Source organism: Colwellia sp. Bg11-12, assembly GCF_014076955.1.
GTDB lineage: Bacteria > Pseudomonadota > Gammaproteobacteria > Enterobacterales > Alteromonadaceae > Colwellia_A.
Genome location: NZ_JACGUZ010000080.1, coordinates 40,399 through 52,357, shown reverse-complemented (window position 1 = coordinate 52,357; position 11,959 = coordinate 40,399). Strand labels below are relative to the sequence as shown.

The window sequence follows — 11,959 nt, the reverse complement described above, 5'->3', positions numbered from 1 at the left end:
TAAATGGTCACTACGGTTTTTTTTACATAAAATTTGAATGAAGCTTGAAGAGCATTACGGAACGTTTATGACTGAAGCAATTACAGAAACTTTAACCAAAGTGCCACAGCATGTTGCCATTATTATGGATGGTAATGGTCGTTGGGCACAGCAGCGTGGAAAAACACGCGTTGCTGGTCATAAATCAGGTGTTGAATCTGTTCGGACATCAGTAAGCACCGCGATAAAACAGGGGGTGAAAGCATTAACACTCTTTGCTTTTAGTAGTGAAAACTGGCAACGCCCAGAACAAGAAGTTAGTGTGTTGATGGATCTCTTTATGTTTGTGCTAACACGAGAAGTTAAAAAGCTTCACAAAAACGGTGTGCGCTTTCAAGTGATTGGTGATGTTTCTCGTTTTTCAGACAACTTACAGAAAAAAATAAAAATTTCAGAAGATTTAACCGCAAACAATGAAGGTATGGTATTGTCTGTTGCAGCTAACTATGGGGGACGTTGGGACATCGCTAATGCCGCTAAAATTTTAGCTGGAAAAGTGGCCAACAACACTATGTCTGTTGATGAAATATCAGAAGAAACATTACACCAGCATACTTGCTTAGCAAATTTACCTGAACTTGATCTACTTATTCGCACCGGTGGTGACTTTCGAATAAGTAACTTTCTACTATGGCAAGCGGCTTACGCTGAATTTTATTTTACCGAAACGCTATGGCCTGATTTTGATGAGCAAGCTTTCATTACTGCAATGGGCTGTTTCGACCAGAGGGAAAGACGTTTTGGTCAGACGGGCGAACAAATAAAAACATAAGACTATAAAATTAAAATAATAACGACAAAATATATAGCATTTAAAAGGGTTTCCATTTGTTAAAACAACGAATTATTACGGCTGTTATCTTAGCGCCTTTAACTATTTCTGCCATTTTTTATTTACCTTTAGATAAATTTGCGGCTTTATTTATGGCCGTTATGGCTATTGGTGCATGGGAATGGGGACCTTTAATGGGCTTTGCCAATAAACGACGTCGACTCGCTTTTGTTTCTGCAACCATCATTCTTATTTCTGCGCTTTGGTACACGCTACCTTTATTAGAACTATGGTCTGCTAACGGCGAACTGCATTCAGGTGTTTCCCTCGTATTGTGGATTGCCGTGGGTTGGTGGCTTTTGTCTGCAACACTCACTTTTCTTTATCCTCGGTACAGTAAGTTCTGGTCAAGCCATCGTTCAATTCGCGGCGTATTTGGTTGGTTAACGCTTATTCCTACTTGGCTTGCTTTTATGGTGATCCGCAGTAATGAATATAGCCAAGACCCATACCATGGCGCCCAACTCATCATGTTTCTCTTTTTAATGGTTTGGAGTGCCGACATCGGCGCCTACTTCGTTGGTAAATCAATAGGAAAACGTAAACTTCTTCCTAACGTTAGCCCTGGTAAAACGCTAGAAGGTTTTGTTGGCGGTGTTGTTTGTGCATGTATATTTATTGCCATCGCGGGTTACTCCCTTGACTGGCAGTTGCACCAGTTTACTTTAGCGCTAACGGTTACCGCTATCATTACAACAGTTTCAGTATTAGGTGATCTAAATGAAAGTATGTTTAAACGCCAAGCGGGCATAAAAGATAGCGGCTCAATTTTACCGGGTCATGGCGGCATATTAGACCGAATTGACAGTTTAACGGCAACGGCGCCTATTTATGCATTATGTTATGCTTTTTTAGGCTGGCAGTAGGTTGAACGATGCGTAAACTTTGTGTTTTAGGCTCTACTGGCTCTATTGGTTTAAGTACATTAGACGTAGTACGACGTCATCCAACGCTATTTTCTATTGAGTGCTTGTCGGCTAATACCCGTGTTGATGAAATGCTGGCGCAGTGTCAGGAATTTAATCCAAGCACGGTTGTTATGGTTGATGATAATGCCGCTCAGGCATTAAAAGAAAAACTATTTCAAAGTGGCTTGCATACTATTGAAGTGCGTAGTGGCGAGCAAGGCTTAATCGACATAGCCCAAGCTGATTCTAGCGATACTGTAATGGCTGCAATTGTTGGTGCATCAGGTTTACTGCCTACCATGGCTGCTGTAAAGTCAGGTAAAAGGGTACTACTTGCAAATAAAGAAGCATTGGTTACCTCTGGTGCTTTGTTTATAGATGCTGTTGAAAAATACGGCGCTGAATTATTGCCCATTGACAGTGAGCATAATGCTATTTTTCAGTGTTTACCTGCTAATGTTCAAGCGACACCAGGCCGATGTGACCTCGAAAAAAATGGTGTCAGTAAAATATTGCTAACAGGCTCGGGCGGACCTTTCAGAACTTTTTCAGTTGAACAGTTAGAGCATGTAACACCCGCACAAGCTTGCGCCCATCCTAATTGGGATATGGGGCGAAAAATCTCTGTAGACTCTGCGACTATGATGAACAAAGGTTTAGAATTTATTGAAGCTAAATGGTTATTCAACATAGACCCTGATGATATTCAAGTTGTTTTACATCCACAAAGTACCATCCATTCTATGGTGCAATATAAAGACGGTACGGTAATCGCACAAATGGGTAATCCTGATATGCGTACCCCTATTGCTCATGCATTAGCTTTCCCTGAAAGAATTGACTCGGGTGTTGCCCCTTTAGATTTTTTCAACACTCAATCATTTGAATTTGAAGATGTCGATTATCAAAAATACCCTAATTTAAAATTAGCGATTGATGCTTGTCGAAGTGGTCAAGGTGCATGTACAGCACTAAACGCTGCAAATGAAGTAGCTGTTGATGCTTTTTTGAACGAAAAAATAAAATTTACCGATATTGCAAAAATAAATGAAACTTCTATGGATAAATTTGTCTCAGAAAGGGTAGCATCAATTGATGACGTAATGGCACTTGACGCAAGTGCGCGCGAATTTTCACGTAATTTAATTGCGAGTGGCTGTTTTGAAGCTGGTCGTGTTGTGATTAAAGAAGTTAATAAAAAAGGTAATAGTTAGTTGTTTGATTTTTTCTGGAATTTAGCGTCTTTTGTTGTTGCTTTAGGTATTTTGATTACTGTTCATGAGTACGGACATTATTGGGTTGCCCGAAGAAACGGTGTGCAAGTAGAACGCTTTTCAATCGGCTTTGGTAAAGTGCTGTGGCGCAAAGTTAACAAAGAAGGCACTGAGTTTGTTATTGCCTTAATCCCGCTAGGTGGATACGTTAAAATGCTTGATGGTCGCGTTGATGACGTACAGTCTGAAGATCTTGATAAAACTTTTAACAATAAAACAGTTTATCAACGTATAGCCATTATTGCTGCTGGACCATTTGCTAATTTCGCTTTTGCCATTTTTGCATTCTATCTGATGTTTCTTATCGGTGTTCCAAGTGTAAAACCTATTGTTGGTGAAATATCGCCACAATCTATTGCACAGAAAGCAAAAATAAACAGTGATAGTCAAATTATTGAAGTAGCCGGCCAAAAAACATTAGATTGGCAAGATGTCAATTTAGCATTAGTCTCTCAAATTGGTGAGACAAGCTTCACGATAATAACGAAAGATAAGGGAAGTGCGTCATCGACAACGCATAACTTAGATACATCTGTATGGCCTTTTTCTCCAGATAAAGAGTCTGCTATTGCTAGTCTAGGTATCGCCCCGTTTCGTGCACCAATTTATGCCGAATTAGCTTATGTTGAAGAAGGAAGTGCTGCAGATAAAGCAGGACTAAAAGTTGAAGATAAATTAATAAGTATCAATAGCGAAGAAATAAAGGGCAGTTGGGCAATGTTTTCAAATAATATTAGCCAACTGCCGGAACAAAACGTTGTTTTGATCGTCCAAAGACAAGGTGTAAATCAGGAAATCTCTGTAACACCTACTTTAATAGAACGTTCGGGTAAAAAAGTAGGTTATTTAGGTGTGGTACCTAAGTCTGATCCCTACCCAAAAGAATATTTATTTGAACTACGTTACGGTGTTGTTGATGCTTTAGGACAAAGTTTACAGCGCACTTGGAATTTAGTGGTGTTAAGTTTTGACATGATAGGCAAACTTATAACAGGTGACGTTTCTGTTAAAAACTTAAGTGGGCCTATATCTATCGCACAAGGAGCCGGAAGTAGTGCAGAATATGGTTTGGTATATTTTTTAGGTTTTCTTGCTTTAATTAGCATTAACTTAGGCATAATAAATTTATTACCTTTACCCGTTCTTGATGGAGGACATTTATTTTATTATCTTGTGGAAATAGTCACAGGAAAACCGGTACCAGAAAAAATACAAGAAATAGGTTTTAAGTTTGGTACACTAGCCCTCTTAGGCTTAATGAGTATCGCATTATTTAACGATTTTTCGCGGTTATAACAAAAGAAGTAATAAAAGTAAGCATTTATGATAATTAAAAAAATTGCCCTTGCGGTATTATTAGGTGCCTTAGGTACAACAGTTCAAGCCTCTGAAGAATTTCAAGTAGAAGATATTGAAGTAAAAGGGTTACAGCGTGTCGCTCTCGGTGCCGCTTTGACCCATATTCCTTTTAATACGGGTGATACTCTGAATGAATTTCGTATTTCTCAGTCGATAAAGTCTCTCTATAAATCAGGGCATTTCAATGATGTTGTAGTCTATCGTGAAGCGAATAGAATTATTTATCGTGTTCATGAGCGTTCAACGATCAGTGAAATTACCTTTGATGGAAACAAAGATTTAAAAGAAGAACAACTCACTGAAAGTCTTGATGGCAGTGATATTAGAGTGGGTGAAACACTCGATATGACTATTATTTCGGGCATTGAAGTTGGCTTAGAAGATTTCTATCATAGTATCGGTAAATATAATGCTAACGTAAAAGCGGAAATAACGCATTTACCGCGTAACCGTGTAAACATTAATTTTGTCTTTACAGAAGGCGAAGCTGCAGCCATAGAGCAAATTAATGTTGTAGGTAATGAGATATTTTCAGACAAAGATCTTCTTGAGCGTATAGAGCTAACGTATGACTCTCCTTGGTGGGATTTTATGGCGCAAGACCGCTATCAAAAACAAACCCTTCAAGGTGATATCGAAACCATCAAAAGTTACTATTTAGACCGGGGTTACCTGCAATATAAAGTTGACTCAACTCAAGTTTCAATGACGCCTGATAAAAAAGCCGTTTACATTGCTTTAAATGTCACTGAAGGTGAACAGTTTAAAGTCAGCGAAATAGATTTTATGGGTGATATGGCTGGCTTTGAACGTACTATTCGTGCCATTAACCCATTGAGAGCTGGTAAGCTTTATAATGGTGCAGAAGTCACTTATACCGAAGAAACGATTAGTCGTTTTTTGGGGAGATACGGTTATGCATATCCTAAAGTAAATGTTATTCCTCAAATTAATGAAGAAGATAAAACGGTTAAGCTTTCTATTTCAATTGACCCTGGTAAGCGTGTTTATGTTAATCGCATTAATTTTCAGGGTAACAATGTTACTTCAGACAAAGTGCTACGCCGTGAAATGCGTCAGATGGAAGGTGCTTGGTTATCGAATAATGCTGCAGAAAGTTCAAAGGCATGGTTACAGCGTTTACCTTATTTGGAAAATGTTGAATATGAAACTAAGCAGTTACCGGGCGAAGATGACCTCGTTGATATCGATTTTTCAGTTAAAGAACAGCCATCAGGTTCTTTTACTGCCGGTATAGGATATGGTTCAACGACTAATTTAAGTTTAAGTGCGGGTATACAACAGAACAACTTTTTAGGTACGGGTAATCGACTGGCTTTTAATGTCAATACCATGAGCTATCAACAAAGTGCGAGTATTTCTTACACTGACCCATATTTTACGGTTGATGCTGTTTCTTTAGGTGGGCAAATATACTACAGCGAATTTGATGCAGGTAATGCCAACTTAGTAGAATACAACAATAAAACGTATGGTATAGGACTTAATTTAGGCTTTCCTATTAATGAATATGTTCGCTTGAATTTTGGTGTCGGCTATAAAAATAACGGTATTACCCGTTTAGATACTTATGAGCAAATTCAAAAGTTTTATGAAATTTATTCTGATCCTAGTAACCCAGATGGTGGTTTAGAATTTGAGAGCTTTGATTTATCTGTTGGTATTTCCCGTACTACCTTAAACCGCGGTACATTTCCAACAGACGGCTCTAGTCAAAGTTTGTCTTATAAAATGACAACACCTAATTCAGACGTAAACTATTTTAAAATTAATGTAGACACAAAATGGTACTTTCCATTAACACAAGACCAACGTTGGACGGTACTAGCACGTTTCAATGCCGGTTATGGTAATGGTTATGGCACCGTTGAAGGTAATGACCAAGTATTACCATTTTGGGAAAACTTTAGAGCGGGTGGCTCTGACACCTTACGTGGTTTTGAGAACAATATTGTTGGGCCACGTGCGGTATTCCGTTACCCAACCGCTATAACGGGTGCTCCTGATCCAGTAGAAGCCGGTAGTAGCTGTTGTTTAGGACCTGATCATGACTTTATTAATGTTTCATCGCGCTCTGTCGGTGGTAACGCCATTGTTGTTGCGGGTGTTGAACTTATTGTACCAACACCATTGATAGATGAAGGTTTTTCTAATAGTGTTCGTACCAGCTTTTTCGTTGATGTGGGCAACGTATGGGATACAGAGTTTAACTTAAATGACTACAACGATTTAGCGACTCCTGAGTTTGGCAAAATTGATGATTATTCAGATGTTGGTCGTTATAGAAGTTCTGCAGGTTTATCTGTTCAGTGGTTATCGCCAATGGGCCCAATGATTTTTAGTTTTGCTAAGGCATTAAAATCAGAAAAAGATGATGATAAAGAGTTCTTTAGTTTTAATATAGGCAAAACTTTTTAACTAAAAGAGCGTTTACCATTTAAAAGAAAAATAGTCTAAAGGGGTTTAATTATATAAGTTAGCCCCCATAGCAATTAAATGATAATTATAATAATTAATGTAGCTTAAACCAAAGTTACTTAGAAATAATATTTTGGAGATAAAATTGAAAAAATTCATTAAAACAGTTACCTATTCAGCAGTAGCGTCAAGTTTATTATTAGCAAGTTCTGTTATGGCAGCAGATCAAAAAATTGCAGTGGTTAATTTTCAAGAAGTGATGAGTAAAATTCCACAAACAGCTACGGTAATGCAGAGTTTAGAAGTTGAATTTAAAGATGATAAAGCCGTTTTAGCTCAATTAGAAAAAGACATTAAGTACTATCAAGAGAAGAAGCAACGTGATGCTTCTTTAATGAGCGCTAAAGATATAGAAGAACTTGATGCTCAAATTGGTACTTTATACCAAGATTACCAAGCTAAAGGTAAAGCTTTTCAACAAGCTACTGGTTTACGTAAGAACGAAGAAACGAATAAAATTGTTGCTTTAGTTCGTCAGGCAATTGACAACATCGCAGCAAAAGAAAAGTATGACCTTGTTTTAGAACAACAAGCGGTTGTTTTTTCTAAGCCAGATGCAACGATCACTAACAAAGTGGTAGAGCAGGTTAGTAAACTTAACTAAGTCTACATTTAGGTATTAGATAATGTGCTAAATCAGACATTATCGTTATAAAACTTGCAACTATTATTTATAATATTAGTTGCAAGTTTTTTTTCTATCCTAAAAGAAATCATATTGGTTTTAGCGTCTTTTCCAGTTATGCTCCCATAGCATCCATAAAAATATTAAGTGTTTATGTCATATACTCTCAAACAACTAGCTGAAAAAATTGGTGCAGAAGTACACGGTGATGGATCTTATATTATTGATTCACTTGCAACATTATCAAGTGCCGGTGCACAGCAAATTGCATTTTTAGCAAATAAAAAATATAGCCAACAGCTTTCTGAAACAAATGCAGGAGCGGTTATTATTTCTTCCCAAAATATTAATGACTGTAACACTCATGCCTTAGTTATGGACAACCCCTACTTAGGCTATGCACTTACCGCACAATTACTCGATACAACCCCTAAACCCGCTCATAATATTCACCCCTCTGCTCAAATTTCACCTGATGTTACTTTAGGTGTAAATGTTGCTATCGGTGCTAATGCGGTAATAGAGAAAGGTGTTGTTATTAGCGATAATGTTATTATAGGTGCAGGCTGTTTTATTGGAGAAGAAACATTAATAGGGTCTCATACTAAGTTATGGGCAAATGTTAGTATTTATCATCGAGTCAAAATTGGCCAAAACTGTTTAATTCAAGCCAATACTGTTATTGGCTCTGATGGCTTCGGTTATGCGAATGACAAAGGTAAATGGTTGAAAATCCCTCAGTTGGGCGGTGTTATTATTGGTGACAACGTCGAAATTGGTGCTAGCACAACAATAGACCGTGGCGCATTAGAAGACACCGTTATTAAAAATGGTGTCATTTTAGATAACCAAATTCAAATTGCTCATAATGTCGTTATCGGGGAAAACACCGCGATGGCAGCTTGTAGTGTTATTGCAGGCAGTACAACAATTGGAAAAAATTGTGTAATAGCCGGCCTCGTTGGTATCAATGGGCATATCGACATTGGTGACGGTTGTGTTTTCACTGGCATGAGTATGGTGACAAAAAATATTAATGAACCCGGTGTTTATTCTTCTGGCATGCCGTGTCAAACGAATAAAGAGTGGAATAAAAATAATGCAAGAATTCGTAAGTTAGAAAGTATACTTAAGCGCATCAAAAGTGCAGAGCATGAAATTGAGCACTTAAACAAAATTATTGAAAAGGAATAGTCCGTTGGAATTAGCAAAAAACACCATTGAAATTGCAGAAATCAAAGTATTACTGCCACACCGTTATCCAATGTTATTGGTTGATCGCGTTTTAGATTATCAACCGATGAAAACATTGCACGCTATTAAAAATGTCAGCATTAACGAACCTGTGTTTAATGGTCATTTTCCTGATCTCCCTATTTTTCCAGGAGTGATGATCCTTGAAGCTTTAGCACAAGCAACGGGTCTCTTGGGCTTTAAAAGCACGGATGGCCGTGATGAAAATGAAATGTACTTGTTTGCCTCTATTGATAAAGCAAAGTTTAAGAAATCGGTTGTGCCTGGCGATACTATGCACTTGCATGTTGAATTCTTAAAAGAACGTCGAGGTATGTGGAAGTTTTATGGCGAAGCTAGGGTTGAAGGAAAAGTTGTGTGTTCTGCTGAACTTATGTGTGCAAGAAGAGTGGTATAAATTGTGACTTCCAACAACGAGAGTTTAATTCATCCACAGGCAATTATAGAAGAAGGTGCCTGTATCGGGAATAATGTGAGCATTGGTCCTTGGACTTATATTGCCAAGGATGTTGTTATTGGTGACAACTGTGTGATTAATTCTCATGTGGTTATCAAAGGACCAACCAAAATTGGTGAAGGTAATCATTTTTTCCAATTTGCTAGTATTGGTGAAGACTGCCAAGATTTAAAATATGCGGGTGAAAGAACCGAATTAATTATTGGTAATAACAATACCTTCCGCGAATCCTGTACGGTTCATCGTGGCACCATTCAAGATAACAGCCTAACGCAAATTGGCAGTAATAACTTATTTATGGCTTACACCCATGTTGCACATGATTGCGTCGTGGGAAATCATTGTATTTTAGCCAATAATGCTTCCATTGCTGGGCATGTACACGTTGGTGATTACGCTATTTTAGGCGGTATGACAGGTGTTCATCAGTTTTGTCATATTGGCGCGCATAGTTTTGTTGCGGCAAACGCACTTGTTTTAAAAGATATTCCGCCATACTTGATGGTTTCTGGTCAACCGGCTTCCCCCTTTGGTTTGAATTCAGAAGGGTTAAAACGTCGCGGTTTTGATAAAAATGTTATTTTAACCATCAAGCGTGCATATAAAGAAATCTATCGCAAAGGTTTAAATGTTAACGAAGCTTTAGTTAACGTTGCCGCATTAGCTGATGATATGCCAGAGTTAACTTTTTTTGCCGAGTTTATTAAAAACTCTAGTCGTGGTATTGCCCGTTAAAAATAATTGTTTAAAAAGTAGTAGAGTAAACGTTAATGACCCAAACAGTAGAAAACCAAGATAACCTTCCAACAGCATCAACAATTAATGACTCGACTGCTGAGCAATGCCCCGTCTTTGGCATTGTTGTCGGTGAACATTCTGGCGATACACTTGGTGCCGGCTTAATGACTTCATTAATGTGTGTTTATCCTAATGCTAAATTTATTGGTATTGGTGGCCCTAAAATGCAATCGTTGGGCTTTGAAAGTTTATTTGAAATGGATGAACTTTCAGTGATGGGCATTTTTGAAGTGTTAGGTCGTCTGAAACGTTTATTTCATGTCAAAGACCGTTTAGCTGAGCAGTTTATTGATCATAAGCCTGATGTTTTTATTGGCATCGACGCACCAGACTTTAATCTGCGTTTAGAAAGACAATTAAAGAAAGCCGGTATTAAAACAGTCCATTATGTTAGTCCATCGGTTTGGGCGTGGCGTGAAAAACGTATTTTTAAAATTGAAGCCGCCACCGATATGGTGTTGTCGTTATTACCGTTTGAAAAAGATTTTTACGATAAATATGAAGTACCTTGTACTTTTGTTGGTCACCCGCTTGCTGATGATATTCCGTTTACCTCAGATAAAGTTGAAGCAAGACAAGCGCTTAATTTACCTGTTAACAAAAAAATACTTGCGCTTATGCCTGGCAGTCGTGCGGGTGAATTATCTCGTTTAACCGAACCTTTTTTACTTTCTGCTGAGCAACTTTTTGAACAAGACCCTGATTTACACTTCGTTGTACCCATGATCAGTGAAAAGAGAGCCGAACAATTTACACAACTGAAACAAAATATAGCACCCCATTTACCGGTTACTATTATTACCCATAAAACTCAGCAAGTTATGGCGGCAAGTGATTGCTTATTAATGGCATCAGGTACTGTAACGCTTGAAGCAGCGCTGGTTAAACGGCCAATGGTTATTTGCTATAAATTCAATGCATTTACGTATCACATGTTTAAAGGTTTGGTAAAATTAGAGTGGTTTTCATTGCCTAATTTATTGACACAAAAGTCACTTGTACCTGAATTACTTCAAAGTAAAGTTAGCGTTGATAATATAGTACCGTTAGTTAAAGAACGTCTATACCAAGATCAAACTTCGCTTGAAGATGAATATATGAACATTCATCTTGCGTTAAAGCAAAATGCGAGTAAACAAGCGGCGAAAGCGGTTATGGATCTAATGTCAAAATGAGTAATGAAACCGCCGTTGAAACAAATATAACAAAAAATAAAAAAGTGGCAAAACCAAAAAAAGTTTTCGCCCCTTTTGAATACCCCATTGCCTATTGTATTGCGGGTGTTGATGAAGTTGGTCGTGGGCCTCTAGTTGGTGATGTAGTTACCGCTGCGGTGATACTTGATCCAGAAAACCCTATTGAAGGGTTGATGGATTCAAAGAAACTCTCTGAAAAAAAGCGCCAACTCCTTTTTGTAGAAATAAAAGAAAAAGCGATTGCTTGGGCCGTTGGCCGTGCCAGCCCCGAAGAAATAGACACCTTAAATATTCTCCATGCCACCATGTTAGCGATGCAACGAGCAGTACAAGATTTATCAGTAACACCCGATTATGTTTTAGTTGATGGTAATCGTTGCCCTATTTTTATGCAGGCGGATGGTAATATCGCTAGTCAATCAGTCGTTAAAGGCGATGATCGGGTTAGTGAAATAAGTGCGGCATCAATACTTGCAAAAGTAGTTCGAGACGATGAGATGTTCGCTTTAGATGAATTACATCCAGAGTATGGCTTTGCTAAACATAAAGGCTACCCAACGAAAGCGCACTTAGAAAAAATCGTAGAGCATGGTGTACTTGACTGTTACCGTGCCAGCTTTAAACCGGTAGCACAGGTTATTGCTATGCAAGGCGTTTTACCCACTAAAACCAAGCCAGATACAGTTCAGGTGAAGTGCTAATGTCTGAACAAGCATTA

General features: G+C 38.1%; 11 protein-coding genes. All 11 read left to right on the top strand.

Translation table 11 applies throughout. From position 1 onward, the window contains the following. Nucleotides 1-67 precede the first annotated feature (67 nt). Nucleotides 68-811, top strand: coding sequence for a polyprenyl diphosphate synthase (gene uppS / locus H4J39_RS16645; RefSeq protein WP_259368869.1), 744 nt, complete (start codon nt 68-70; stop codon nt 809-811). A gap of 56 nt (nt 812-867) precedes the next feature. Next, nucleotides 868-1,737, top strand: a complete 870-nt coding sequence (locus H4J39_RS16640) for a phosphatidate cytidylyltransferase (RefSeq protein WP_182229475.1) — start codon at nt 868-870, stop codon at nt 1,735-1,737. An 8-nt stretch (nt 1,738-1,745) separates the two neighbouring features. Continuing rightward, nucleotides 1,746-2,993: a 1-deoxy-D-xylulose-5-phosphate reductoisomerase gene (gene ispC, locus H4J39_RS16635; protein WP_182229474.1), complete on the top strand. Its 1,248-nt coding sequence runs from the start codon at nt 1,746-1,748 to the stop codon at nt 2,991-2,993. Further along, the gene (gene rseP, locus H4J39_RS16630; RefSeq protein ID WP_182229473.1) at nt 2,994-4,349 is read left to right on the top strand and encodes a sigma E protease regulator RseP; all 1,356 of its coding nucleotides are present in this window, start codon (nt 2,994-2,996) and stop codon (nt 4,347-4,349) included. Nucleotides 4,350-4,376: 27 nt separating this feature from the next. Next, nucleotides 4,377-6,851 (top strand): outer membrane protein assembly factor BamA, encoded by a 2,475-nt coding sequence (bamA, locus tag H4J39_RS16625; protein ID WP_182229472.1) that lies wholly within the window; start codon nt 4,377-4,379, stop codon nt 6,849-6,851. A 145-nt stretch (nt 6,852-6,996) separates the two neighbouring features. Beyond that, complete coding sequence (locus H4J39_RS16620; protein ID WP_259368868.1) at nt 6,997-7,515, top strand: OmpH family outer membrane protein; 519 nt, start codon at nt 6,997-6,999, stop codon at nt 7,513-7,515. A 174-nt stretch (nt 7,516-7,689) separates the two neighbouring features. After that, entirely contained in the window at nt 7,690-8,730 is a 1,041-nt protein-coding gene (gene lpxD, locus H4J39_RS16615) for a UDP-3-O-(3-hydroxymyristoyl)glucosamine N-acyltransferase (protein WP_220462239.1), read from the top strand. Between the two features lie 4 nt (nt 8,731-8,734). Further along, nucleotides 8,735-9,187 carry a 3-hydroxyacyl-ACP dehydratase FabZ gene (gene fabZ, locus H4J39_RS16610; RefSeq protein ID WP_182229470.1) on the top strand — a complete coding sequence of 151 codons (453 nt, stop codon included), beginning with the start codon at nt 8,735-8,737 and terminating at the stop codon, nt 9,185-9,187. A gap of 3 nt (nt 9,188-9,190) precedes the next feature. Beyond that, nucleotides 9,191-9,982 (top strand): acyl-ACP--UDP-N-acetylglucosamine O-acyltransferase, encoded by a 792-nt coding sequence (lpxA, locus tag H4J39_RS16605; RefSeq protein WP_182229469.1) that lies wholly within the window; start codon nt 9,191-9,193, stop codon nt 9,980-9,982. A 35-nt stretch (nt 9,983-10,017) separates the two neighbouring features. Beyond that, nucleotides 10,018-11,220 carry a lipid-A-disaccharide synthase gene (lpxB, locus tag H4J39_RS16600; protein ID WP_182229468.1) on the top strand — a complete coding sequence of 401 codons (1,203 nt, stop codon included), beginning with the start codon at nt 10,018-10,020 and terminating at the stop codon, nt 11,218-11,220. Further along, entirely contained in the window at nt 11,217-11,942 is a 726-nt protein-coding gene (gene rnhB, locus H4J39_RS16595) for a ribonuclease HII (protein WP_182229467.1), read from the top strand. The genes lpxB and rnhB overlap by 4 nt, the downstream gene beginning before the upstream one ends. Nucleotides 11,943-11,959 lie beyond the last annotated feature (17 nt).

Excerpts from the sequence above, each read along its gene's own strand:
- uppS (WP_259368869.1), top strand. The coding sequence starts at position 68 with ATGACTGAAGCAATTACAGAAACTTTAACCAAAGTGCCACAGCATGTT.
- ispC (WP_182229474.1), top strand. The coding sequence starts at position 1,746 with ATGCGTAAACTTTGTGTTTTAGGCTCTACTGGCTCTATTGGTTTAAGT.
- bamA (WP_182229472.1), top strand. The coding sequence starts at position 4,377 with ATGATAATTAAAAAAATTGCCCTTGCGGTATTATTAGGTGCCTTAGGT.
- lpxD (WP_220462239.1), top strand. The coding sequence starts at position 7,690 with ATGTCATATACTCTCAAACAACTAGCTGAAAAAATTGGTGCAGAAGTA.
- lpxB (WP_182229468.1), top strand. The coding sequence starts at position 10,018 with ATGACCCAAACAGTAGAAAACCAAGATAACCTTCCAACAGCATCAACA.
- rnhB (WP_182229467.1), top strand. The coding sequence starts at position 11,217 with ATGAGTAATGAAACCGCCGTTGAAACAAATATAACAAAAAATAAAAAA.